We start from the raw sequence: 23496 nt of genomic DNA, 5'->3' as shown, positions 1-23496 counted from the left end.
GGCTCCTCCTCCTACTTGGCCGCGGCCGGAGCCGCGTAACGTTCCTTGAGCCGCCGCTTCACCAATTTGCCGGTGGGCGTGCGGGGAAGTTCGTCGACGAAGTCCACGCTGCGCGGTGCCTTGTAGTGGGCGATCCGCTCGCGGACGTAGGCCAGCAGCTCGGCTTCGAGCTCCGGGCCGGGCGTGACGCCGGGCGCGGGCTGGACGACGGCCTTGACCGCCTCCCCCATCTCCTCGTCCGGCACGCCGATCACGCCGACGTCGAACACCGCCGGGTGCAGGGCGAGCGCGTCCTCGACCTCCTGCGGGTAGATGTTCACCCCGCCGGAGATGATCATGAACGCCTTGCGGTCGGTCAGGTAGAGGAAGCCGTCCTCGTCGAGGTAGCCGACGTCGCCGGTGGTCGTCCAGGTCTCGTGCTCGGGGTGCTGCGCCTCGCGGGTCTTGTCCGGGTCGTTGTGGTAGGTGAACGGGACCTCGTCGCGTTCGAAGTAGACGGTGCCGACCTCGCCCGTCGGCAGCTCCTTGCCCGCGTCGTCGCAGATGTGCGCGACCCCGACCACCGCACGGCCCACCGAGCCGGGCTTGGCGAGCCACTGCTCGCTGTCGATGAACGTCATCCCGGCGCCCTCGGTGGACGCGTAGTACTCGTAGAGGACCGGCCCCCACCAGCCGATCATCGCCTGCTTGACCTCGACCGGGCAGGGCGCGGCGGCGTGCACAGCGACCCGGTGGCTGGACAGGTCGTAGCGGCCGCGCACCTCCTCCGGCAGCTTGAGCATCCGCACGAACATCGTCGGCACCCACTGGCTGTGCGTGACGCGGTAGGTCTCGATCGCGCGCAACGCGGCCTCGGCGTCGAAGCGCTCCAACATCACCACGGTGCCGCCGAGGCGCTGCGCGGTCGCGCCGAACCGCAGCGGCGCGGCGTGGTACACCGGCGCCGGGGACAGGTACACCGTGTCCGGGCCGAAGCCGTACATGTGCTGCAGCACGGGGGTGAGCACGTCGCCGGGCTCGTCCACCTGGCGGTCGGGCAGGTCGACCTTGATGCCCTTCGGACGGCCCGTGGTGCCGGACGAGTAGAGCATGTCGGCGCCCGCGGGCTGGTCCGCCGGCCGCTCGGGCGAGCCGATGGCGAGGAACTCGTCGAAGTCGCGGTAGCCGTCGGCCGCGCCGCCGTAGACCAGCTTGACCGGGACGTCCGGGAGCAGCTCGGCCACCGCGGTGGCGAGCGGGCCGAGCGCGGCGGAGACGACCAGTGCCTTCGCGCCGGAGTCGGTGACGATGTAGGCGACCTCGGCGGGCGACAGGTGGCTGTTCACCGCGGCCACGTAGCGGCCGGAGCGCATGGCGGCCCAGTAAACCTCGTAGGCGCGGACCGAGTTGTCGCTGAGCAGGGCGACGGTGTCGCCCACGCCGAGTCCGGCGCTGGTCAGGGCGTCGGCGAGGCGGGTGGACCGCTCGTCGAGCTCGCCGTAGGTCAGCCGCTCCCCCGAGCCCGCCATGATCACGGCCGGTTTGTCGGGGTCGGTGTCGGCGTGGGTACCCGGGTACATGCGGCTCCTCCTCGAACCGTTGAACTCCCCTGCGAGAGTGCAAGGATTCGGCGTAACAGTCAACACCGACTGTTATCGGGTTATGGTGATCGGCGTGGTGACCGAAACCCGGACCCGGCAGGACCGCGCAGCGAGCACGCGCACGTTGATCCTGGACTCGGCCGTCGAGTGCCTGGTCGAACTCGGCTACGCGGGCGCGTCCACTTTGGCCATCCAGGCCAAGGCGGGGGTGTCGCGTGGCCGCCTGCTGCACCACTTCCCGTCGCGGGACGAACTGCTGGTCGCGGCGACGCAGCACCTCACCGCGACCCGGCTCGCGCAGATCGAGGACCAGGTCGCGGAGCAGCTGGCCGGCGAACCGGAGGGGCCGCGGCGGGTCGAGCGGTGCATCGAGCTGCTGTGGACGACCTTCCACGAGCCCGTGTTCTGGGCGGCCGTCGAGCTGTGGACCGCGGCGCGCACGAACGAGGCGCTGGCCGCGGCGCTGCGACCGGAGGAGCGGGCGCTGCGTGACGCGATCCGCCGGGTCGGCGACCGGATCTGGGGCCCGGCCGTGTGCACGCACCCGAACTACCCGGAGCTGCGGGAACTGTTGTTCACGAGCATGCGCGGCGCGGCACTGCCCTACACGTTCGAACGGCGGCGGCAGCCGTCGAACGACCCGCACGTCGCGCTGTGGAAGTCGCTGGCGCACCGGCTGCTCTTCGCTGACGGTCAGTGTTGACTGTTTCCCTCGGCGCACGGTAGAAACGCGGTTACCCTGACCCACCGGATCGCCGAGGTTGCCGATGTCCGGAGCTGTCGAAGTGCCCCGCCTCCTCGGGCGCGGGATGACCATGGGCGACCAGCTCGCCCGCCACGCACGCAAGCAGGGCGACGAGCCCGCCTTCTCGTTCGAGGGCACCACCCTCACCTACCGCCGGTTCGACCAGCGTGTGAGCCGGCTGGCGAACGCGCTGCGGGACCGGGGCGTGCACTACGGCGACCGGGTCGTGGTGCTCGGCCTGAACACGCTGGAAGTGCTCGAGGTCTACTTCGCGTCGACGCGCCTCGGCGCGATCTGCGTGCCGGTGAACTTCCGGCTCGTGGCCGACGAGATCGCCTACGTGCTGAGCGACAGCGGGGCGCGCGCCAGCGTGGTGCACGCCCCGCTCGCCCCGGCGCTGGCCAAGGCACGCGAGCAGGTCGACGAGCCGGGCCCGTGCCTGGTGTTCGGCGGCGCGTTCGACGGCATGGAGGACTACGAGGAGGCGCTGGCCGCGGCGTCGCCGGAGTTCGACGAGATCGCGGTGGACGAGCAGGACGCCGCGTTCATCATGTACACCTCGGGCACCACCGGGCGGCCGAAGGGCGCGGTGCTCACGCACCACAACCTGCTCATGCACGCCTTCAGCAACATGGCCTCGCTGGACACCGGGCCGGGCGACAAGGTGTGGCTGGCCGCGGCGCCGCTGTTCCACATCGCCGGGCTGTCCGGGATGCTGCCGAACCTGCTGCTCGGCGGGCGGACGGTGCTGCTGCCGAGCGGCCGGTTCGACCCGGTGGCCGTGGTGGACCTGATGGAGCGCGAGCGGGTGTCGTCGGTGTTCCTGGTGCCGGCGCAGTGGCAGGCGATCGTGAACGTGCCGGACATCGCTGCGCGGGACTTGTCGTCGCTGTCGAAGATCTCGTGGGGCGCGGCGCCCGCGTCGACGACGTTGCTGCGCACGATGATCGACACGTTCCCGCAGGCGGAGGTGACGACGGCGTTCGGGCAGACCGAGTGCAGCCCGGTGACCACGTTGTTGCGCGGGGAGGACTCGATCCGCAAGATCGGTTCGGTCGGCACGCCGATGCTCAACGTCGAGGTGCGCGTGGTGGACGACGACATGAACGACGTCGAGCCCGGTGAGGTAGGCGAGATCGTCTACCGCAGCCCGATGGTGATGAAGGAGTACTGGAACAAGCCGGCCGAGACGGCGGAGGCCTTCCGCGGCGGCTGGTTCCACTCCGGGGACCTGGTGCGGCAGGACGAGGACGGCTACTACTTCGTGGTGGACCGCAAGAAGGACATGATCATCTCCGGTGGCGAGAACATCTACTGCGCCGAGGTGGAGAACGTGCTGGCGGCGCACCCGAAGATCGGCGAGGTCGCGTTGATCGGCGTGCCGGACGAGAAGTGGGGCGAGACGCCGCTGGCGGTGATCTCACCGCGTTCGCCCGGCGATGCGCCCACGGCGGCGGAGCTGGAGGAGTGGTGCCTCGACCGGCTGGCGCGGTACAAGCGGCCGCGGAAGATCGCGGTGGTGCCCGCGCTGCCCCGGAACCCGAGCGGCAAGGTGCTGAAGACGCAGCTGCGCGCCGACCGGGCGGCCGGGAAGCTCCCGATCGAGGAGGCCTGACCGCCGGTTCTCGACGCGCGACGGGCCGCGGCGGCCGGGGAGCTGCGGCTTGGCCGCCGACCGAGGAACCTGACCTCCGGTCAGGGCCACCACCCGCGACGGGCCCGGCGGCCGGCAAGTTGCCGATGAAGGAAGCCTGGCCGCGAGCCGAGCAGCCCACCGCCGGTCGGTGCCTTCACCACGCGCGACGAGCCGGGGCGACCGGGAACCGGCCGACCACAGACGCCTAGCCAGCCGCCGAGGAACCCAGCCGTCCGTCACGGCCACCACCCGCGACGGGCCGGAGCGGGCAGCAAGTTGGCCGACGGAGGAAGCCTGACCGCCAGGCGGGGCCTTGACCACGCGCGACGAGCCGGGGCGACCGGGAACCGGCCGACCACGAGACCTAGCCAGCCGCCGAGGAACGCGGCCGTCGGTCACGGCAACCACCCGCGACGGGCCGGAGCGGGCAGCAAGTTGGCCGACGGAGGAAGCCTGACCGCCAGGCGGGGCCTTGACCATGCACGACGGGCCGGGGCGACCGGGAACCGGCCGACCACAGACGCCTAGCCAGCCGCCGAGGAACCCAGCCGTCCGTCACGGCCACCACCCGCGACGGGCGACCGATCGCGGCGGCCTGGCCGTCGACCGAGAAACTCAGCCGCCGGTCAGGGCCTTCACCACGCGCGACGGGCTGGGGCGGCCGAGCTGCTGCGCCATCCAGGCGCTCGTCCGCACCAGCGCGTCCAGGTCCACGCCGTGCTCGATGCCCAAGCCGTCGAGCATCCACACCAGGTCCTCGGTCGCCAGGTTGCCGGTGGCCGCCTTCGCGTACGGGCACCCGCCGAGGCCGCCCGCCGAGGAGTCCACTGTGGTCACTCCGGCCCTGAGCGCGGCCAGCGTGTTCGACAGCGCCTGGCCGTAGGTGTCGTGGAAGTGCACGGCGAGCTTGGTGACGTCGCCGAACGCGCCGACGACCGCCTCGACGTGCCCCGGGCTGGCGACACCGATCGTGTCGCCCAGGGAGAGCTGGAAGCAGCCCATGTCGAGCAGCCTGCGGCCGGCGTTCGCGACCTGCTCGACGGGCACGGCGCCCTCCCACGGGTCGCCGAAGCACATCGAGAGGTAGGCGCGCACCTCGAGCCCTTCGTGCCGGGCCCGCCGCACGACCGGCTCGAACATCGCGAACTGCTCGTCGTAGGAGCGGTTGAGGTTCTTGCGCGCGAAGGTCTCGGTGGCGCTGCCGAAGATGGCGATCGACTCCACACCCAGAGCGAGCGCCCGGTCGAGTCCGCGCTCGTTGGGCACCAGCACGGGGTACTTCACGCCCGGGCGCCGGTCGAGCTTGGCGAGGAGGTCATCGGCGTCGGCGAGCTGCGGAACCCACTTCGGGTGGACGAAACTGGTCGCTTCGAGGGTCGTCAGACCCGCCCCGGCGAGCCGCCGGAGGAACTCGAGCTTCGTCTCCAGGCCGACGACCGTCTGCTCGTTCTGCAGCCCGTCACGCGGGCCGACCTCCCAGATCGTCACCCGCTCCGGCAGGTCCCCGCTGGACGCCTCCCGCTGGGGCAGCCCCAGCTCACGCACACTCACCACGACTCCAGGTTAACGCTGACTAACGCAGCCGTCCAGTGGGCCCCACCCCACCCGTGCTGGGTGGTCATCCCGGAGCCTGCCGTCCGGCGAGGACTCTTTGATCTTTAGAGCCGCGCTGACGCGCGGGAAAAGCGCCTTACGGCGCTCGAGAGGTCACCTTCCGACCACCCCCGCCCCCGATGCCTGATTGTGTTTCAGTCGCCGAGCAGGCTTGTCAAGGCGGGAAAGCGTGCCTTGACAACCCTGGTCGGCGACTAAAGATCGGCTGTGGATCGGGGGCGGGGGAGGTCTGGTTGGGGTGGTCGGTGGCGTTGCGTTGCCGGGTCGCTATTGACGAACCGTCTAATCGCTGGACAGCTCGTATAAGATGGGTCCATGCTCGATCTCGAAGCCATCAGGAGCGCCGCCAAGCGGATCGACGGTGTCGCTCATCGGACTCCTGTCCTGACGTCCTCCACCCTCGACCGGCGGACCGGCACCACCGCGTTCCTCAAGGCCGAGAACTTCCAGCGCATCGGCGCCTTCAAGTTCCGCGGCGCCTACCACGCGATCTCCCACCTGACGCCCGAGCAGCTCGGCAAGGGCGTGGCGGCCTACTCGTCCGGTAATCACGCCCAGGCGGTCGCCCTCGCGGCCAAACTGGCCGGCAGCAAGGCCGTCATCCTGATGCCCGAGGACACCCCGTCGTCCAAGATGGACGCCACCCGCGGCTACGGCGCCGAGGTCCTGACCTACGACCGCTACACCGGCGACCGCGTCGCGATGGGCAACCAGCTCGCCGAGGAGCGGGGCCTGACCCTCATCCCGCCCTACGAGCACCCGCACATCATGGCTGGTCAGGGCACCGCCGCGCTGGAACTCCTCGACGAGACCGGCGAGCTGGACACCCTCATCGCCCCGATCGGCGGCGGCGGGCTGATGGCCGGCAGCGCCACCGCGGCCAAGGGCCTGCACCCCGGCATCCGGGTGGTCGGCGTCGAGCCCGAGCAGGCCGACGACACCCGCCAGTCCCTCCAGCGGGGCGAACGCGTCCGGATCCCCGTCGCGCGCACCATCGCCGACGGGCTCGCCGCCGACACCCCCGGCGAGCTGACCTTCTCCGTCAACCAGCGCCTGGTCGACGACATCGTCCTGGTCAGCGACGACGAGATCCGCGAGGCGATGCGGTTCGCGTTCGAGCGACTCAAGATCGTGCTCGAACCCAGTGGCGCCACCTCCCTCGCGGGGCTGCTCAAAGGCGGCTTCACCGGCCGGGTCGGCGTCATCCTCTCCGGGGGCAACATCGGCGTCGAGCGCTTCCGCGAACTCCTCGGCTGAACGAGACAGCCGGGTGCCGCCCCCGACGGACGGCACCCGGCCCGCTCACGGCGTCGCCAGCGCCTCCGTCGGCGATAGCCGCGACGCGCGGATCGCCGGGTACAACCCCGCGATCCCGCCGATCACCAGCGTCGCAGCGGCGCCGCCGGCCACCCCCCACAGCGGCACCACCACCGGCCACGACTGGTACACCGCGTAGCCCACCGTCACCAGGCTCCCCAGCACCGCGCCACCGAGCCCCCCGAGCGCGGACAACAACAGCGACTCCGCCAGGAACTGGGTGCGGATCTGCCCGCGCGTCGCACCCAGCGAGCGCCGCAGGCCGATCTCCGCGCGCCGCTCCAGCACCGAGATCACCATCGTGTTCGCCACCCCGACCCCGCCGACGAGCAGCGCCACCGCGCCCAGCCCGAGCAGCAGCCCGGTGAAGGCCTCGCCCGCCGCCTGCTGCGCGGCGAGCGCGTCGGACGGTCGCGACACCTCCACCTCGTTCGGCGCGGCCGGGTTCGCGGTAGCGCCGAGCACCGACTGCACCGCCGGGACCTGCGCGTCCTGCGACCGCGTGTAGATCGTGGTGGGCAGCCCGTCGAACCGCAGCTCGCTCGCCGCCACCTCCCAGCCGACCAGCGCGGCCGAGTCCAGCTCGGGCGCCAGCGGGGCCGGTTCGAGGATCCCGACGACCGTGAACCAGCGCCCGCCTACCAGCACCTGCACGTCCGGTCCGGCGCGCGAGATGCCCAGCCGCTCGGCCGCGGACGAACCGAGCACGACCGCCGGATAACCGCTCGTGGCTTCGTTGAGCCAGGTTCCGCTGCGCACCCGCGCACCGGTCGTCGCCGGGAGGTCCAGCCGGGCCGCGTAGGCGGCGAGCCCGTTGGTCTGCGCCTCGGGGATCTTGTCCGTCCGGTAGACCTTCGCCTCACCGAGCCGCGCGATCGCCGACACCGACTCGACCGGCCCGATCCGCGCGACCATCGCCTCCGCCGTCCCCGGCAGCTGCGCCTCCTCACCGGTCAGCGTGGTGCCCGGTGACACGGTGAGCAGGTTGGTGCCGAGCGCCGCCAGCGTCCGGTCCAGCTCGGCCCGCGACGACGACGAGATCCCGACCACCGCGACCATCGCCGCGATGCCGATCGCGATCCCCAGCGCGGACAGGAACGCACGCGTCGGACGTGTCCGCAGGCCGACCGCGCCGACCTTGACGACGTCCCGCGGCCACATCCGGGCCGGCGACAACGCGGTGGTCATCGCGTCACCTCCTCGACGACCCGGCCGTCCCGCATCCGCACCTGCCGCGGCAGCGACGCCGCGATGTCCCGGTCGTGCGTGATGATCACGACCGTGGTGCCGGATTCGTTCAGCTCCCGCATCAACGTCATCACCCCGGCACCGGACGCCGAGTCGAGCGCGCCGGTCGGCTCGTCGGCGAGCAGCAACGGCGGATCACCCGCGACCGCTCGCGCGATCGCGACCCGCTGCCGTTCCCCGCCGGACAGCTCGTGCGGCTCGTGGTCCATCCGGTGCCCGAGCCCGACCCGCTCCAGCGCGGCCGCCGCCCGGCGCCGCCGCTCCCCCGCGCGCAGGCCCGTGTAGAGCAGGCCGTCGGCGACGTTCTCCAGCGCCGAGGTGCCCGCGGCGAGGTGGAACTGCTGGAACACGAACCCGATCCGCCGCGCCCGCAACGCCGACAGCTTCGCGTCGGACAGCGCCGCGACGTCGTGGCCGTCGATGTGCACGCTGCCCGAGGTGGGCCGGTCGAGCGTGCCGAGCACGTTGAGCATCGTCGACTTGCCCGAGCCGGACGGCCCCACGATCGCGACCAGCTCCCCCGGCTCGATCCGCAACGACACCCCGGCCAGCGCGGTCACGCCCGAATAGCGCTTGGTCACGTCGGTCAGCGAGATCATTTCGGCATCCCAACGACCATGCCCTCGGCGATCCCGTCGCCGGAGATCTCGACCTTGCCCTCGGCGAACAACCCGGTCTTCACCGGCACGTACCGCGTGCTGGCGCCGTCCACGACCTCGACGCCGAACCCGCCTTCGGCCAACGCGACGAGCGCGGCGACCGGCACGGTGAGCACGTTCTCGCGCTTCTCGGCGGTGAAGGTGACGTCGACGGACGCGAGGGCGTAGCTCGCCGCGGCCTGCTGGTCGTCGAACGCGATCTCGACCTCGACCTTGGTCTGCGCCTCCTCCTGCCCGCTCGCCGGCTGGATCACGGTGCTGACGTCGGTGATCTTCCCGGCCAGCTTCCGGTCGTCGGGCAGCGTGACCTGCACAGCGACGCCCTCCTGGGCCAGCCGCTGGTCCGACGGGTCCAGCTCGACCGTGACCGCCTTCGCCGTGCCGGTGTAGGACAGCACCTTCTGCCCCGGCGAGGCGGGCTGCCCGGCGCTCGCGTCGACGGTCTCGACCCGGATCTCGGCGGGCGTGAACACGACCCGCCCCAGCTCCACGACCCCGGTCTCGTCGAGACCGAGGTCTTCCTGCCACTCCCGGACGGCGTCCGCGGTGGCCGAGCTGTACTCGTCGTCGATCGTGAACCCGGTGTAGCCCAGGGCGCTGAGGTTCTCCTCCAGCTGCCGCACGTCGGCGCCCTCGGTGCCCTCGGCGAGCGCCCGGTAGGCAGGCATCGCGCCGTACATCAACGTCACCGGCTTGTCGTCGACGCGGAGAACGGGCTGGCCGCGGCTGATCACGGCGCCGCTGTCCGGCACCGAGGTGAGGGTGCCCGGCAGGCGGTTGGCCAGTGTGGACGAGGCGCCGTAGCCGAGTTCGCCGTCCTCGGTCTGGGTGTCGTCGAGCGTCTGCCGCTGGACCTTCGCCGTGCTCGGCGGCAGCTCCACCGCGGCGGGCGCGGTGCCGTCGTCGCCGCGCGCGAGGACGACGTACCCACCGCCCGCGACGGCCACCACCAGCACGAAGACGACCGCGTACAGCCGCCCGCGTCCGCGAGTTCTCGCGTCGGTCATCCGCGCGCCCCCGCGAGCACTTCCTGGCACTTCTGCGACGCCTGCTCGAAGTCCGGGTCCTGCGACATGCGGCCGTCGATGCGGATGCCCTTCTGGCCGGGCTCGGGGTCGGGGAAGGCTTCGACGCCGTTCTCCCGCATGCAGACCGCGAAGTCACGCGCGGCCTGCTCCATCTTCGGGTCGGACTTGGCGGCGCCGTTCTCCTGCGGGTTGTACTGGCGGCAGGCCTCCTGCGCCTTGTCGACGGTCTCCTTGGGCACCGACCCGTCGAGCTTGAGCGTGATCCGGCCGTCCACCGGATCCTCCATCGGGACGCCGTTCTCCCGCATGCACTGCGCGTATTTGAGCCCCATGTCCCCGTTGCCCATGGTGGGTGTGCTGCCCGCGGTGGTGCTCGCGGCGCCACCCGCGGAAGCCACCCCGGCCCCGCCGTCGCCGTCGGAACCGCACCCGGCGAGTGCCAGTGCGAGGGCCACGGGAACCGCGGCCAGGATTTTGCGCATCAGGATCTCCTTCGCATTCGAGGACGAACGGAGGGGAATGAAACGGGGCGCGGCATTTCCCGGGCGTTTCCGACATCGCTAACGCCGAGGAAACACCGCGCCGGTCACGCTGGACCGGTGCGGGTTCTGGTGGTGGAGGACGAGCCGATGCTCGCCGAGGCGATCGCGGAGTGGCTGCGTGAGGACGCGCACGCGGTCGACGTCGCGCACGACGGCGGCGGCGCGCTGGACCGGCTGGCGGTCAACGACTACGACGTCGTGGTCCTGGACCGGGACCTGCCCGGGGTGCACGGCGACGACGTGTGCCGCGAGCTGGTGTCCTCGTCGTCCCCGACGCGCGTGCTGATGCTGACCGCCGCCGCGGAGGTCACCGACCGGGTCGCCGGGCTGACCATCGGCGCCGACGACTACCTCGCGAAACCGTTCGCGTTCCCGGAACTGGCCGCGCGGATCCTGTCGCTGGGCCGCCGCGCCCGCCCGGCCGCGCCCCCGGTGCTCAGCCGCGCCGGGATCACGCTCGACCCGGCGCGCCACGAGGTCTTCCGCGACGGCCGGTACGTCCCGCTGTCCAAAAAGGAGTTCGCCGTGCTGGCCGAGCTGCTGCGCGCCGACGGCGCGACCGTGTCCGCGGAGTTCCTGCTGGAGAAGGCGTGGGACGAGAACGCGGACCCGTTCACCGGCGCGGTCCGGCTCACGATCCTCAAGCTGCGCCGCAAACTCGGCGACCCGCCGGTGGTCGAGACCGTGACCGGCGTCGGGTACCGGATCCCGTGAGGCGGCCGCGGCGGATCACCCTGCGCGCCCGGCTCACCCTGATCTACGGCGGGCTGTTCCTGGCCGGCGGCGTGGTGCTGCTCGGGGTCACCTACGCGTTGTTCAACTCCCAGGTGGGGCGCGGCACGATCAAACTGCTCACCCGCGTCGGCCCGGTGCCCGGGACGGACACGGTGATTACGACTAACGACCTGAACGACCTGCTCATCGGCTCCGAAGCCGAGCGCGTCGCACGGGAGCAGGCCGCTCTGCTGCGCGAGGCCGCCGCGCATTCCCTGCTGGTGCAGGGCACGATCGCGCTGGTCGTGGTCGGCGCGCTGGCGATCGGCTTCGGCTGGCTGGTCGCGGGCCGGGTGCTGGCGCCGCTGCACGGCGTCACCGGCTCGGCGCGCCGGATCGCGGCGTCGGCCGATCCGCGCCAGCACCGGCGGATCACGCTGCGCGGCCCGGACGACGAGGTCAAGGACCTGGCCGAGGCGTTCAACACGATGGTCGAGCGACTGGACCGCTCGTTCGACGGCCAGCGGCGGTTCGTCGCCAACGCCTCGCACGAGCTGCGCACCCCGCTGACGCTGAACCGGTCGCTGGTCGAGGTCGCGATGCACCGCCGGTCGGCGTCGCCGGACGTCAAGGAGCTGGGCGAGAAGCTGCTGCAGATCAACTCGCGGCACGAACGGCTCATCAGCGGGCTGCTGGTGCTGGCGAAGTCGGAGAACGTCGTGGAGCGGTTCCCGCTCGACCTCGCCAACGTCGTCACGCACGTCGTCGCGCAGACCGCCGACCAGGCGAAAGCCGCGGACGTGACGGTGACCGACGCGCCCGCGGAAGCCCCCACGCTCGGCGACGCGCTGCTGCTCGAACGGCTGGTGCACAACCTCGTGGAGAACGGCATCCGGCACAACGAGCCGGGCGGCTGGGTCCACGTCGGCACGCACACCCGTGGCGACGTGGTCGAGATCGAGGTGAGCAACACCGGGCCGGTGGTGGCCGACGCGGAGATCCCAGCGCTGTTCGAACCGTTCCGCCGCCGCGCCGCGCCGCGGCTGGACTCGGCGAAGGGCGCCGGGCTCGGGCTGTCGATCGTGCGCTCGGTGGCGAGCGCGCACGACGGCGAAGTGACCGCCCGGCCGCGGGACGGCGGCGGGCTCGTGGTCACCGTGCGCCTGCCGGTCCGAGTGTCCACTCAGGACCGGACGAGTTTCGGGATGTCGCGCAGGCCGGCGTCCGGCAGGTAGGCGCGGGCGATCGCGACGCCGATGCGCGGCAGGTCGGCCTCGTCGCGGTAGATCAGGTACATGGGCGCGTACCGGGGGCGGAACTTCGCCTTGAACGCGTGCAGCGAGCGGAAGCCGTAGTACGGCTCGAGCGCCGCGCCGAGCTTGTCCAGCAGCGCGTCGAGGATCCGCGTGTCCCCCTCGGTTCCGGCGCGGGCGAGCGGCGCGCCGGACAGCGACAGGTAACGGGCGCCCTCGTCGCGGAAGACCTGGCAGGCGGAGGCGATCAGGAACTCCACGACGTGCTTGAACCCGTCCGAGCGGCGGCGCATCACGTCCAGCGTCCAGCCCTCGATCTCGCCGTCCCCGGCGTAGACCGGGATCCACGAGGTGACGCCGTGCACGCGCCCGTCGTCGTCGACCGCGAGCCCGACCCGCACGTGCCGGTCCAGCGCCTCGTCCACCCCGCCGAGCGTGAAACCCATCTCCGGCAGGCCCTTGTCACCGACCCACTCCTCGGAGATCGCCCGCACCTGCTGCAGCACCGCGCGCGGCTCGTCGGCGAGGTGGACCAGGCGGAACGTGATGCCCTCCTTGACGGCGCGGTTGAGCGCGCTGCGGGCCGGCTGCCACTGCTTGCCCTTGAACTCCAGGCCGGGCAGGTCGATCAGGGTGTCCTCGGCGACCTGCAGGTACCGCCAGCCCAGCCGCTCGGCGCCGCGGACCGACGGTTCGGTCGCGGAGAACAGGCACGGCACGAGCCCGGCGCGGTCGCAGTTCTCGGCGAACTCGGCGACCGCGCCGTCCCCGTCGGAGCGCGGGCAGATCGGGTCACCGAGCGCGACGGCCACCCCGGCGTGCTTGCGGTAAGCGACGTAACCGGCGTCGTGCGCGATCGGGAAGTAGCGGTTCTCCGGCCAGGTGGTCATCCAGGACAGGGTGCCGCCGCCGTTGCGCTGGACGAGTTCGATGGCGTGCTGCCGGTCGCCGTCGGCCGTGCGCGGCCGCCACGGGACGCGGAAGGCGTGCCGCCCGGCGACGAGCAGCACCAGGTAGCCGAGCCAGAAGACGCTGTCGGTGACCACCAGCGGGACGTTGTCGACCGCTTCAACGGCGTCGAGGACGGTGGCGACCAGCAGCGCGACCCCGGCCAGCGCGGTGAGCAGGATGTCGAGCCCGGCGATGACGACCACGGCCCACCACGCGACCCGGCGGCCGTGGCTGAGCCCGCGCATCACGAGGAGGGCCAGCACGATCACGACGACGACCTCGACGGCGGACGAGTCGTCGGTGCCGGTGGGTCCGAGTGGACCGGTCGTGGGGAAGAACCACGTGACGATCCGGACGGCGGCCACGACCAGCAGCCCGGACGCGGCGAGCAGCCGCCATTCGCGACGGCTGGGCTGTCCGGTATTCCGGACGCGGTTCGGCCCGGCGATCCGCGGCGACAGCGGCAGGGTGATCGCGACGGCGAGGAAGTGCTCGACGTCGGCCAGGGTGCCGCTGTAGAGCAGGGCGATCCCGGCGTAGCCGACCAGCAGGATCCGCAGGCGCAGACGCCAGGGGGCGCGGAGGGTCGCGGTGGCTGCGGTGATGGCGGCGAAGGCGCCGGCGGACGGTCCGACGTCGCGGACCGCGGCGACGGCCGCCGCCCACGACGAGACGTCCCGGAGAGCGAGGAGAACCCCGGCGGCGCCCAGAACCGCGACGAGGTGTCCAGTCACGAAGGTGCCGATGGTGCGTCTCGTGCCGAGCCGGAGTTCGGCGAAGCCGGTGAACAACGCGAAGCTGAGGAAGACCGGCAGGTAGTAGAGCGGGGTGAGCGCGAAGAACGGCCCGGTGAGGGGCGTCCACCAGCGGCCGGCCTCGAAGGCGGGCAGGCCGAACGCGACGTCGGGGAACCAGGCGCGGTCCTCGACCGAGGACCACAGGCTCCCGGTGGCGACGGCGGTGACCAGGAGTGCCGCGAGGAAGGCGAGCGTGAAGGGGAGGCGGCGGAGTGGTGTCATGTCCGGCCCTCCGTGGGGGCTCCGGCCAACAGGTCCTTGACGCCGTCCCAGCGGTTGCGGCGGAAGCGGGTTTCGGCTCGGGCGAGGCGTGCCGCGTCGTAGCGGGCGCGGGCCCACGGCGAGCCCGGACGGGCGAGCCGCACGGCGGCGACGACCGCGACGAACGGCACCACGATCCCGATCAGCCCGGAGGCGATCTTGCCCTTGAAGATGGCGATGCCGGCGAGCACGAGGTGGGCGAGAACGGTGACGGCGAACGCCACGCGCCCCTCGTCGGCCGTGTCCTCGAACGGGCGCGCCCCGAGGACGAGCAAGGCGCCGATGACGGCCGCGACGAGCACCGCGTCGACGGATTTGCGTCCCTCGCGGGCCCAGTAGACGTCGTCCAGGTGCAGCCAGAGGGCGAACTCGTCGAGCGTGAGGGCCGCACCGGCGCCGAAGACCACGGCGAGGACCTCCGCCCACGGCGACCCCGGCCGGTACACGAACTCGCCGGCGCCGCTGAGGAGCATGAGGAAGATGCCGTAGACGTGGTGGTGGACGTGCACGTCCCCGACGCTGGTGTCGCGGAAGGGCCCCCGCCCGGCACGGATCATCCGCACGACCACGCGGGTGACCACAAAGGTCACGACAAACGCGGCGACCACCCACAGCACGAGGCCGGTGGAGGCGCCGGCGAACAACTCGACGGTCACGGCCGCCACCCCTTCCCCATGGCGCTCCGAAGTCCCAGCCTGGGGCCGCGCGGAGGAGCCAACTAGGGCCGAAAGACCTACCGGGCTGGCGGCTGGGGAGGGCAGTTCCCAACGCGCGACGAGGCCCGCGAGGGACCGAACCGGCTGCGCCGCCGCGCCGGGGAGCGGGCGGGCGCCGCCATCGCAACCACCCTCACCCGCTCCGCCCCGCAGCGCCACCCCACTCCCCTTGCAAACCGCCCCCACTCCGCGGGCAACTCGGCTCACCCCACTCCGCCGCCGCCTCCAATCCGCGGCCGCCACCCCGCACCCTCAGCCCCACCTCACTCCGCTCGGCAACCGCCCCCACTCCGCAGCCAACTCGGCTCACCCCACTCCGCAGCCAACTCGGCTCACCCCACTCCGCCGACCGCCTCCAATCCGCGGCCGCCACCCCGCACCCTCAGCCCCACCTCACTCCGCTCGGCAACCGCCCCCACTCCGCGGCCAACTCAGCTCACCCCACTCCGCCGACCACCCCACCGCCGCGCACCTCCCGCCCCGCCCTCAGCCCCAGCCCACTCCACAGCCACCACTCCGCATCCCCACCCGCGATCCGGCTCCCCCAACCGCGCCCGCGCCGCACCACCACCCCGCACCCTCAACCCACCCCACCAACCGCCCGCAGCCACCACTCCCACCCCCTACCCCACTCACGCCCACCGACCCCACGCGCCAGCACCGCCACCACCGCGGTCACCACCACCGCCGACACCAGCCCCCACCGCAGCCCGCCCCAGGTGGCGATCGCTCCGATCACCACCGGCTCCACCAGGAATCCCGCGTAGCCGCACGCCGCCACCGCCGCGACCGCCCGCCCCGGCGCCGCCGGCGCCGCCCGCCCCGCCGCGCTCCACGCCACCGGCACGATCCCCGCGACCCCCACCCCGACCACCGCGAACCCGAGCACCCCCACCACCGGCACCGGCGCCACGAGCACGACCGCGAACCCACCCACCGCCACCACCGAAGCCAGCCTCAGGAACACCACCGCCCCGATCCGCCCCACCACACGGTCCGTCGCCAGCCGCACGACGATCATCGTCACCGAGAACGCGAAGTACCCCAGCGAAGCGACCGCGGGCCCGGCCGCCGTCACCTCGCTCAGGTACACCGCGCCCCAGCTGTTCACCGCCCCTTCGGCGACGAACCCGCAGAACGCGATCACCCCCAGCGGCACCAGCGCCCGCCCCGGCCACGCGAAAGCCGGCCCGCCCTGACCGCGGTCCGGCCCGCGGAGGAACCCGCCGAGCACCGCCGTCAGCGCGACCGCCAGCAGCACCCCGCCCGCCACCGGGAAATGCACCGCCACCGGCAGGTGCCAAGCCTCCGCCAGCGCGTCGGCACCGGAACCGGCCAGCCCGCCGATGTTCCAGAACGCGTGGAACCCGGCGAAGATCGGCCGCCCGTACCCGTCCTCCACGCGCGCCGCGTGGGCGTTCATCGCCACGTCGAGCGTGCTGTTGCCGACGCCGAGCACCACCAGCGCCGCGACGAAGGCCGGCACTCCCGGCGCGACCGCGACGAGCGGCAGCCCGCCGCACAACACGACCGCCCCCACGACCGCCGCCGCCCGGCTGCCGATCCGCGTGATCACCGCGCCCGCCAGCAGCAACGCGACGACCGATCCGGCCGCGAGCCCGAACAACCCCGCGGCGAGCTGTCCCGTCGTGAGTCCCAGCCGGTCCTGCACCGCGGGCACCCGAGCGAGCCACGTCCCGAACGCCGCCCCGCACGTCGCGAACACCACGGACACCGCGCGCCGGGCACGGACCAGCTCCTCCGTCATGATCACGACGCTACCGCTCCGGAGATTTACTTTTACGATCCCCGCCGAGAAGCGGAATTGTTTTCCTCGTTTACCGGGAATCGCTCCGGGTAGTCGCGCGGCACCGAGTGTGGAGGAGGAGGAATGACCCAGCAGACCAGCAGTTCGACCCCGCAGGCCGTGCGCGAACAAGCCGCGGATTCGGGCAGTCAGGTGACCGGAACCGCCGCCGAGCAAGCAAGAGAGGTGGCATCCGAGGCGCAGCGGCAGGCGCGGAACCTGAAGGACCAGGGCGTCGATCAATTGCGCGAACAGGCCCGCACCGGCCAGCAGAAAGCGGCCGGAAATCTGAACTCGATCGCCGATCAGCTGGACCGGATGTCGGAACAGTCGGATTCCGGAATGGCGCAGGACCTCGTCCGCGAGGTTTCCCAGCGGGCGAAGAAAGTGGCGTCGTGGCTCGATTCGCGCGAGCCGGGCGACCTCGTCGACGAGCTGCGGAACTTCGCGCGGCGCAAGCCCGGCCTGTTCCTCGCCGGCGCGGCGGCCGCGGGACTGCTCGCCGGCCGGCTGACCAGGGGCGTCGCCGCCAGCATGAGTGAGCAGAGCAGCGGTGGAGCGCCGCAACCGCGCGCCTCGACGGAAACGACCGGCACGCCGGCCGAAACGACCGCGTACCCACCGACCACCGCTTATCCCACAGAGAGCGCCTACCCCGCCGGAACTCCCATGCCGGAGACGCAGGGCGGCTACGGCGGGCAGCACCGGTTGGAGCCGTCATGACGTATTCGCAACCGCCCGGGCAGCGGCCGGACGTCGCCGACGCGTCGGTCGGCCAGCTGATGAGCAACATCTCGCAGGACCTGTCGACGTTGATGCGGCAGGAGCTGGAGCTCGCGAAGGCCGAGGTGAAGGCCGAGGCCAAGCAGGCGGGCAAGGGCGCGGGCATGCTCGGCGGCGCCGGGTTCGGCGGTTACATGGTGGCGCTGTTCCTGTCGATCGCGCTGTGGTGGGCGCTGGCCAACGTGATGGACCAGGGCTGGGCGGCGCTCATCGTCGCCGGCGTGTGGGCCGTGATCGCGGCCGTGCTGTACGCCATGGGCCGCAACCGGATGCGCCGGGTCGATCCGGTGCCCGAGCGGACCGTCGACAGCCTCAAGCAGATGCCCGACCAGATGAGGAGGACAACGTGACCACGGACCCCGACCGCCTTCGCCAGGAGATCGAGGGCACGCAACGGAATCTCGGCAGCGACGTGGACGCGCTCGCCGAAAAGGTCAATCCCAGCCGGATCGTGCACCGCCGGGTGCACCGCGCGCGGGGTCTCGCGCAGAACCTCAAGGAGCGGGTCATGGGAAGCGCATCCAGCGGCGTGCAGTCGGTCACCGACCGGGCGCACCAGGCGGCGGACAACGCGTCGACAGCTGCTTCGACCGTCGCCGAACAGGTCCAGGAAGCGCCGCAGACCGTGCGGCGTCAGACCGAAGGCAACCCGCTGGCCGCGGGCCTGATCGCGTTCGGGGCCGGGTGGCTGGTGTCGTCGCTGATCCCGGCGAGCAGGCCGGAGCGGGAACTGGCCGGCCAGGTCAAGGAGTCGGCGCAGGGCATGGCGGGTCAGATGGGCTCGGTGGCGCAGGACATGAAGGAGAACCTGCGCGAGCCGGCGCAGGAAGCGGTCCAGTCGGTGCGGTCGACCGCGACGGACGCCGCGTCGACCGTCGCGGACGAGACCAAGTCCGCGGCGCAGGACGTCAAGCAGACGGCGCAGAACCGGTAGACCGGCATGATCGGTGCCTGGTGGGCGGGGGCCACCAGGCACCGTGCTGTCCAGGGCTGTGCGGCGCCTACCGCCGCGCCAGCTCCGCCAGGAACCATGCCGCCCGGGTCCGGCCGCGCCAACTCCACCAGACACCCTGCCGCCCAGGGCCTACCGCCGCGCCAGCTCGGCCAGGAACCATGCCGCCCGGCCCACCGCCACTACAGCTCCGCCAGGCATCGCGCCCGCCCGGGCCCACGCCGCGCGAACTCCACCGGTCATCATGCCGCCCGGGACCTACCGCCACTACAGCTCCGCCAGGAACCATGCCGCCCGGGTCCGGCCGCGCCAAGTCCACCAGACACCCTGCCGCCCAAGGCCTACCGTCGCCCCAGCTCCACCACGCACGTGCTGCCCGGCGTCCACCGCCACTCCAACTCCGCCAGCCACCGTCCCGCCCAGGGCCTACCGCCGCCCCAGCTCCACCACGCACCGTGCCACCCAGGGCCTACCGCCACTCCACGCGCCAGACACCGTGCCGCCCGGCGCCCACCGCCACTCCAACGCCACCAAACGCGAGCCGCCCAGGGCCTACCGCCGCTCCAGCTCCGCCAGGAACCTTTCCACCGTCCCCCGCCGCTGCGCCTCGTCCGCCAGCGGTTCGCCGACGATCCGCTCCGCCAGCTCCACCGCGAGCCGCCTGAGCTCGGGCCGCATCTCGGCCACGACGCGGCCCCGCTGCTCGGTCAGGTCCGCCTCGCCTTGCGCGATCAGCCGCCGGGCCTCGTCCTGCGCCTCCGCCCGGAGTTCCGCACGCAGCCGCTCGCCTTCCGCGCGGGCCTCCTCTCGGATCCGCGCCGCCTCGGCACGCGCGTCGGCGAGCTGGACCCGGTAGCGGTCGAGTGCCTCGGCCGCCGCCTTCTGCGCCTGCTCGGCGTTCTCGATGCCGCCCTCGATCTTCTCCGCCCGCGCCGCGAACAACGCCTCGAAGCGCGGCACCGCGAACTTCGCGAGGAGGAACAGCAGGACGAGGAACGCGACCAGGCCGAGCGCCAATTCGAAGATGTCCGGCGCGACCGGCAGGTCCGAGTCGAGAATGCCCATCTCCACCCCCAGTGTTGATGACAGGCCTCCACGCTAACCGACGAACGGGCCCGGTGGAATTCCGCCGGGCCCGTTCCCCGTTTACTTGTTGGTGCCTGGGGTGAGCACGCTGTCGATGACGAACACGGTCGCGTTCTCGGTCGGGATGTTGCCGCACAGCACCTTGGCGCCGTTGACGGTCATGTTCCCGCCGGAACCCTCGATCTTCACCGGGCCGCCTGCGGTGTTGAGCGTCTGCACGCTGCCCGCGGCTTCCAGCCCGGAAGCGTCATAGCGCTGCGGGACGACGTGGTACTGCAGGATCGGCGCCAGCTGGCTCGGGTTCTGGGCCAGCTCGGTGAACTTGGCCTCGCCCAGCGCGTCGAAGGCGGGGTCGGCCGGGGCGAACACGGTGATGGCTTCCTGGCTGTTCAGCGTGTCGACCAGGTTGGTGGCCTGGACAGCGGCGACCAGCTTGGTGAGCAGCGGGTTCGTACTCGCGGCGGTGGCGACCGGCTGTGGGCCCATCGAGTCCAGGCTGCCCGGCGCGTTGCCCTGTGGCAGCTGGCCGCACGCGGGGCCGAACACGTCGGCATTGGTGGTGACGCCGTTACTGCTGGACATCGGGGCGGGCATCGCGCTCGACGGCGCCATGGACGCGCCTGCCGCGCTGGAAGCGCTTTCGCTGTCCGTGCCGCAGGCCGCCAGCGAGAACATTGCCGCGACGGCGAAACCGGCTCCGGCGATGCGAACAGTCTTCACGAGAATCACTCCATTCGGGGTTTCCTGCTTGTGCACGGGATTCGTGGCCGGTTCCGCGCCGGATTGGGTTCAGTTGGCAGTAAATGAAATTCCGTGCCAGCCCGTCGCGCCGTCGGGCACGGTGTCCGCGCGGTCCTGGGTCTGGGTGTAACCGGAGCGGTCGGTGGCGCGGCAGGTGACCTGGTGGAATCCCGGGGAGACCGGCAGATCCGCGTACCACATGCGCCACGTGTCGGGGTTGACCTCAGTGGACAGTCGCGCGTCCTGCCAGGCGCCGTTGTCCAGCCGCACCTCGACCCGGTCGACGCCGATGTGCTGAGCCCACGCGATCCCGGCGACGCGCACCGTCCCGGCCGGCACGGTCGCGAAGCCCTTGGGGAAGTCGATGCGGGACTGCGTTTTGATCGGCGCCTGTTCGGCCCATCCGCGCCGCAGCCAGTACGCCTGGCGGGCCTGCCAGGTGGTGACTTCGAGGTCGACGACCCATTTGGTGGCGGAGACGTAGCCGTAGAGGCCGGGGATGACGAGGCGGGCCGGGAAGCCGTGTTCCAGCGGCAGTGGCTCGCCGTTCATCCCGAGGGCGAGCATGGCACCGCGGGTGCGGTCGGCCGCGGCGGCGACGGGCGTGCCGGAGGTCCAGCCGTCGACGCTAGTGGCGAACAGCTGCTCGGCGCCCGGCTGGATGCCGGCTTCGTCTAGCAGGTCGGCGAGGTCGACGCCGGTGAAGTTCGCGGTGGAGGTGTAGGGGCCGCCGACCTCGTTGGAGACGCAGGTCATGGTGATGGTGCGCTCGACGAGCGGGCGGTCGCGGATGTCGGCGTAGGTGTAGCGCTGTTCGGCGCGGACCAAGCCGTGGAGGCGCAACGACCAGTCCTCGGCGCGCATTTGCGGGACGGTGAGCGCGGTGTCGACGCGGTAGAAGTCGCGGTTGGGGGTGAGGAAGGGCGGTGTGCCGAAGCGCGCGAAGTCGGCGTCGAGCGGGATGGCCGGCGCGGTGCGGGCGGGCACGAGAGGCCCAACCGCGGCCCGGGAGCTCGCCGCGTCGCGGGTGCGGCCCAGCAGTTGTCCCCCGACCCCCGCGAGGACCGCCCCGCCCGCGACGAGCAGGAACGACCGCCGCGACGCGTCGTGGCGCGCGCCGCGGTGCAGGAGGCGGAACACCCCGACGCCGACGACGAGGCTGACCAGGGGCGCGGCGAGCGCTGCCGTGTTCAGATCGGGCCGCGCGGCCACCGCCGCGACGCCGACGAGCCCGAACAGCACGATGACGAGGCCCCCCGGCCAAACCGACCGCCGCGACGCGACCCCAGCCCCCGCGGCGACCACCAGGAGGACGATGCCCATCCCCACGAGCAGGACGAGCTTGTCATACGTACCGAATGTACGTACCGCAAAGTCCTTGAGGGACAACGGAGTCAGGTCGATCGCGGTGTTCCCGACCGCGAGGTACGGCGACGCGTTGCCGTTGACGAGCCCAGCGACGAGATGCCCAGCCGCGAGGGCCGCAGCCAGCGCGAGCACGCCACAAAGCGCCGCGCGAACGAGGGACAGCCGCTCGGGCCGGGTGTTCGTGGTCGCAGTAGCCATACCCCCGATTCGCAGCCACCGGGGACGGGTATTGGTGGGTTCTGCGGGCTCGATGCCGCGCTACCAATCGGTGCCGGCACCGACAGCGGCCGACGCGCGCCACACGCCTCCCCGTCCACGTGCAGTGCCGGACGCACGAAAACACCCCCGCGTCCTGTTCTTGCAGGTCACGGGGGTGTTTGCCCTGTGTGGCGGGTAGAGGATTCGAACCTCTGAAGGCAGTGCCGTCTGATTTACAGGGGAACATCCCGGGCCCTCAGAATGCGCCTTCTACCTGGGCAAACACCGCCTAAGGTGGATGTGCGCCGAAACATCGGCCCACGGATGGCCCACACGTAGCAACGTAGCGAAGCCCCTGGGGACCAGCCCTACCCGCCTCGGATTGACGCTCGACCGCTTGATCGCGGCCCTCGGAGTTGGAGTCCAACACTCAGCCGAGGCGCTGGCCAGCAGCGCCGTAACCTCTGGTTCCCCTACCTGCTGTGGCCTCCCTGGCTTGCCGACCGAGCCCTGCCCGTCAGCTTGATCTACACCGAGGGAAGATACGAGAGCGTTCTAAGCGATTGCGGAAGGTGGTAGATGGCAGGCAGCAGACTGAAGCGCCTGGTCCGCCGGGGCCGCCTTGTCCCGATAGCCTGGGCAATCGGCGTCCCCTTATTCTTGATCCTGTTCTATCTTGGCAGCCTGGGAGACTCTAACCAGTTTTGGACGTCGCGACCATTTCAGACGAATCTCTTCACCGCCCTCACAGGGGCAACGGTTGCGGTACCCTTCGCGCTGACGGTCCTGAATTGGTTTGCACGCAACCAGGATGAAGAAGCTCAATGGAGCGCCACGAAGCGTTATGCAGAACAGCTGGTCACGTCGTTAGAGCGAAGCCTCTGGCCCGGGGACGACTACCAAGGCGTTGGACGACAACTCGCTGCACTAAGCTTGCGCCTACACAATTTAGATAGACGGGTTCTGGAGTTCAACGGAAAAGCTAGCTCTCTGAAACTTGCGCGTTGGAACGGCGCGAACAGCGTTAGCCCCGACCCCGATCGCGTCCGAGCTGCTTATAAGAACGTCATCGCGGACCTATTTATGCAGCTGAACGAGATTTCAGATCTAGGCGAGAGAATGCTACTACCCGCAGAAAGTGCGGATGTTGCTAGCATCCAGTTCAATGCAGATTGGCAAACGATCGATAGAGTGATCCGCCCAACAATCGCCCAGAATCATGGTCCCGACTGGATACCTGTCCATGCGTATAAGGTTCTCTCATACCGTCGCCATGACATTATATCTCGCGAGGAACTAGAGAAAAAGGTCGACAGCGTGCGCTCCAGCCTCACGGCCCCAAGCATCGGATATCCATATGGAATCGGATACGGAATGACGTCCGAGCGGGCACTCGATGTTGCGGCCGAGAAGCTTGAGCAGCTTATTGAGCTTCGCAAGGCCGTTGGCGCCCTTCGCGAGGCACTCGGACGCCTCGATTAGCTGACGGGCCAGAACCGC

Annotated in this window: 21 protein-coding genes; 9 read left to right on the top strand and 12 right to left on the bottom strand. The window is 71.3% G+C overall.

The genetic code is table 11. The features are described 5' to 3' along the window. Positions 1 to 11 precede the first annotated feature (11 nt). Positions 12 to 1559 carry an acyl-CoA synthetase gene (locus tag ABZ215_RS00765; RefSeq protein WP_354946800.1) on the bottom strand — a complete coding sequence of 516 codons (1548 nt, stop codon included), beginning with the start codon at positions 1557 to 1559 and terminating at the stop codon, positions 12 to 14. A 94-nt stretch (positions 1560 to 1653) separates the two neighbouring features. On the opposite strand from ABZ215_RS00765, the gene ABZ215_RS00760 reads away from it, so the two are divergent. Both ABZ215_RS00760 and ABZ215_RS00755 read left to right on the top strand, forming a co-directional pair. Beyond that, a complete protein-coding gene (locus ABZ215_RS00760; protein WP_354946798.1) occupies positions 1654 to 2283 on the top strand; it encodes a TetR/AcrR family transcriptional regulator in 630 nt (209 codons plus the stop codon). 64 nt (positions 2284 to 2347) lie between these two features. Continuing rightward, on the top strand, positions 2348 to 3940 hold the full coding sequence (locus tag ABZ215_RS00755) for a long-chain-fatty-acid--CoA ligase (protein WP_354946796.1): 1593 nt from the start codon (positions 2348 to 2350) through the stop codon (positions 3938 to 3940). Positions 3941 to 4576: 636 nt separating this feature from the next. Here the strand turns inward: ABZ215_RS00755 and ABZ215_RS00750 are convergent. Further along, positions 4577 to 5512, bottom strand: a complete 936-nt coding sequence (locus ABZ215_RS00750) for a hydroxymethylglutaryl-CoA lyase (RefSeq protein WP_354946901.1) — start codon at positions 5510 to 5512, stop codon at positions 4577 to 4579. A gap of 378 nt (positions 5513 to 5890) precedes the next feature. Between ABZ215_RS00750 and ABZ215_RS00745 the strand changes: the two genes are divergently transcribed. Continuing rightward, positions 5891 to 6832: a pyridoxal-phosphate dependent enzyme gene (locus ABZ215_RS00745; RefSeq protein WP_354712081.1), complete on the top strand. Its 942-nt coding sequence runs from the start codon at positions 5891 to 5893 to the stop codon at positions 6830 to 6832. A 45-nt stretch (positions 6833 to 6877) separates the two neighbouring features. Here the strand turns inward: ABZ215_RS00745 and ABZ215_RS00740 are convergent, their stop codons facing one another. From ABZ215_RS00740 to ABZ215_RS00725, 4 genes are read right to left on the bottom strand one after another with little or no spacing between them, the layout of a single operon-like run. After that, the gene (locus ABZ215_RS00740; protein ID WP_354946794.1) at positions 6878 to 8080 is read right to left on the bottom strand and encodes an ABC transporter permease; all 1203 of its coding nucleotides are present in this window, start codon (positions 8078 to 8080) and stop codon (positions 6878 to 6880) included. After that, on the bottom strand, positions 8077 to 8739 hold the full coding sequence (locus ABZ215_RS00735) for an ABC transporter ATP-binding protein (RefSeq protein WP_237336161.1): 663 nt from the start codon (positions 8737 to 8739) through the stop codon (positions 8077 to 8079). Before ABZ215_RS00735 ends, ABZ215_RS00740 begins: the two co-directional genes overlap by 4 nt. Then, a complete protein-coding gene (locus ABZ215_RS00730; RefSeq protein ID WP_354946791.1) occupies positions 8736 to 9806 on the bottom strand; it encodes a peptidoglycan-binding domain-containing protein in 1071 nt (356 codons plus the stop codon). The genes ABZ215_RS00735 and ABZ215_RS00730 overlap by 4 nt, the downstream gene beginning before the upstream one ends. Beyond that, positions 9803 to 10309 carry a hypothetical protein gene (locus ABZ215_RS00725; protein ID WP_354946789.1) on the bottom strand — a complete coding sequence of 169 codons (507 nt, stop codon included), beginning with the start codon at positions 10307 to 10309 and terminating at the stop codon, positions 9803 to 9805. The genes ABZ215_RS00730 and ABZ215_RS00725 overlap by 4 nt, the downstream gene beginning before the upstream one ends. Positions 10310 to 10426: 117 nt before the next feature. On the opposite strand from ABZ215_RS00725, the gene ABZ215_RS00720 reads away from it, so the two are divergent. Next, a complete protein-coding gene (locus ABZ215_RS00720; protein ID WP_020417498.1) occupies positions 10427 to 11083 on the top strand; it encodes a response regulator in 657 nt (218 codons plus the stop codon). Further along, on the top strand, positions 11080 to 12318 hold the full coding sequence (locus ABZ215_RS00715; protein WP_354946787.1) for a HAMP domain-containing sensor histidine kinase: 1239 nt from the start codon (positions 11080 to 11082) through the stop codon (positions 12316 to 12318). The genes ABZ215_RS00720 and ABZ215_RS00715 overlap by 4 nt, the downstream gene beginning before the upstream one ends. Here ABZ215_RS00715 and ABZ215_RS00710 read toward each other — a convergent pair. From ABZ215_RS00710 to ABZ215_RS00700, 3 genes are all read right to left on the bottom strand, one after another. Next, a complete protein-coding gene (locus ABZ215_RS00710) occupies positions 12267 to 14306 on the bottom strand; it encodes a DUF2156 domain-containing protein (RefSeq protein WP_354946785.1) in 2040 nt (679 codons plus the stop codon). The genes ABZ215_RS00715 and ABZ215_RS00710 overlap by 52 nt on opposite strands. Beyond that, positions 14303 to 15001 (bottom strand): hypothetical protein, encoded by a 699-nt coding sequence (locus tag ABZ215_RS00705; RefSeq protein ID WP_354712088.1) that lies wholly within the window; start codon positions 14999 to 15001, stop codon positions 14303 to 14305. Before ABZ215_RS00705 ends, ABZ215_RS00710 begins: the two co-directional genes overlap by 4 nt. A 640-nt stretch (positions 15002 to 15641) precedes the next feature. Beyond that, positions 15642 to 16829, bottom strand: coding sequence for an MFS transporter (locus ABZ215_RS00700; protein WP_354946783.1), 1188 nt, complete (start codon positions 16827 to 16829; stop codon positions 15642 to 15644). A 123-nt stretch (positions 16830 to 16952) separates the two neighbouring features. Here ABZ215_RS00700 and ABZ215_RS00695 point away from each other — a divergent pair, with 123 nt between their 5' ends. The 3 genes from ABZ215_RS00695 to ABZ215_RS00685 are packed head-to-tail and all read left to right on the top strand — an operon-like array spanning position 16953 to position 18585. Next, positions 16953 to 17591, top strand: coding sequence for a hypothetical protein (locus ABZ215_RS00695; protein WP_354946781.1), 639 nt, complete (start codon positions 16953 to 16955; stop codon positions 17589 to 17591). Next, entirely contained in the window at positions 17588 to 18001 is a 414-nt protein-coding gene (locus ABZ215_RS00690; protein ID WP_020417492.1) for a phage holin family protein, read from the top strand. Before ABZ215_RS00695 ends, ABZ215_RS00690 begins: the two co-directional genes overlap by 4 nt. Beyond that, positions 17998 to 18585 carry a DUF3618 domain-containing protein gene (locus ABZ215_RS00685; protein ID WP_237336169.1) on the top strand — a complete coding sequence of 196 codons (588 nt, stop codon included), beginning with the start codon at positions 17998 to 18000 and terminating at the stop codon, positions 18583 to 18585. The genes ABZ215_RS00690 and ABZ215_RS00685 overlap by 4 nt, the downstream gene beginning before the upstream one ends. Before the next feature lie 570 nt (positions 18586 to 19155). On the opposite strand, the gene ABZ215_RS00680 is transcribed toward ABZ215_RS00685, so the two are convergent. The 3 genes from ABZ215_RS00680 to ABZ215_RS00670 form a co-directional block, all read right to left on the bottom strand. Continuing rightward, positions 19156 to 19668, bottom strand: coding sequence for a F0F1 ATP synthase subunit B (locus ABZ215_RS00680; protein WP_354946779.1), 513 nt, complete (start codon positions 19666 to 19668; stop codon positions 19156 to 19158). Between the two features lie 81 nt (positions 19669 to 19749). Further along, entirely contained in the window at positions 19750 to 20409 is a 660-nt protein-coding gene (locus ABZ215_RS00675) for a fasciclin domain-containing protein (RefSeq protein WP_039791379.1), read from the bottom strand. Between the two features lie 69 nt (positions 20410 to 20478). After that, a complete protein-coding gene (locus ABZ215_RS00670) occupies positions 20479 to 21996 on the bottom strand; it encodes a molybdopterin-dependent oxidoreductase (protein WP_354946777.1) in 1518 nt (505 codons plus the stop codon). A gap of 579 nt (positions 21997 to 22575) precedes the next feature. On the opposite strand from ABZ215_RS00670, the gene ABZ215_RS00665 reads away from it, so the two are divergent. Further along, a complete protein-coding gene (locus ABZ215_RS00665) occupies positions 22576 to 23478 on the top strand; it encodes a hypothetical protein (RefSeq protein ID WP_354946775.1) in 903 nt (300 codons plus the stop codon). Positions 23479 to 23496: the final 18 nt, after the last annotated feature.

Source organism: Amycolatopsis sp. NPDC006131, assembly GCF_040614175.1.
Lineage (GTDB): Bacteria > Actinomycetota > Actinomycetes > Mycobacteriales > Pseudonocardiaceae > Amycolatopsis_E > Amycolatopsis_E tucumanensis.
This window is presented reverse-complemented; position numbering and strand designations above follow the sequence as displayed.

Bases quoted from the DNA above. Each gene is read 5' to 3' on its own strand.
- ABZ215_RS00755 (WP_354946796.1), top strand. From the start codon at position 2,348: ATGTCCGGAGCTGTCGAAGTGCCCCGCCTCCTCGGGCGCGGGATGACC.
- ABZ215_RS00745 (WP_354712081.1), top strand. From the start codon at position 5,891: ATGCTCGATCTCGAAGCCATCAGGAGCGCCGCCAAGCGGATCGACGGT.
- ABZ215_RS00740 (WP_354946794.1), bottom strand. From the start codon at position 8,080: ATGACCACCGCGTTGTCGCCGGCCCGGATGTGGCCGCGGGACGTCGTC.
- ABZ215_RS00765 (WP_354946800.1), bottom strand. From the start codon at position 1,559: ATGTACCCGGGTACCCACGCCGACACCGACCCCGACAAACCGGCCGTG.
- ABZ215_RS00680 (WP_354946779.1), bottom strand. From the start codon at position 19,668: ATGGGCATTCTCGACTCGGACCTGCCGGTCGCGCCGGACATCTTCGAA.
- ABZ215_RS00735 (WP_237336161.1), bottom strand. From the start codon at position 8,739: ATGATCTCGCTGACCGACGTGACCAAGCGCTATTCGGGCGTGACCGCG.
- ABZ215_RS00670 (WP_354946777.1), bottom strand. From the start codon at position 21,996: ATGGCTACTGCGACCACGAACACCCGGCCCGAGCGGCTGTCCCTCGTT.
- ABZ215_RS00695 (WP_354946781.1), top strand. From the start codon at position 16,953: ATGACCCAGCAGACCAGCAGTTCGACCCCGCAGGCCGTGCGCGAACAA.
- ABZ215_RS00710 (WP_354946785.1), bottom strand. From the start codon at position 14,306: ATGACACCACTCCGCCGCCTCCCCTTCACGCTCGCCTTCCTCGCGGCA.
- ABZ215_RS00700 (WP_354946783.1), bottom strand. From the start codon at position 16,829: ATGACGGAGGAGCTGGTCCGTGCCCGGCGCGCGGTGTCCGTGGTGTTC.
- ABZ215_RS00725 (WP_354946789.1), bottom strand. From the start codon at position 10,309: ATGCGCAAAATCCTGGCCGCGGTTCCCGTGGCCCTCGCACTGGCACTC.
- ABZ215_RS00690 (WP_020417492.1), top strand. From the start codon at position 17,588: ATGACGTATTCGCAACCGCCCGGGCAGCGGCCGGACGTCGCCGACGCG.
- ABZ215_RS00730 (WP_354946791.1), bottom strand. From the start codon at position 9,806: ATGACCGACGCGAGAACTCGCGGACGCGGGCGGCTGTACGCGGTCGTC.
- ABZ215_RS00665 (WP_354946775.1), top strand. From the start codon at position 22,576: ATGGCAGGCAGCAGACTGAAGCGCCTGGTCCGCCGGGGCCGCCTTGTC.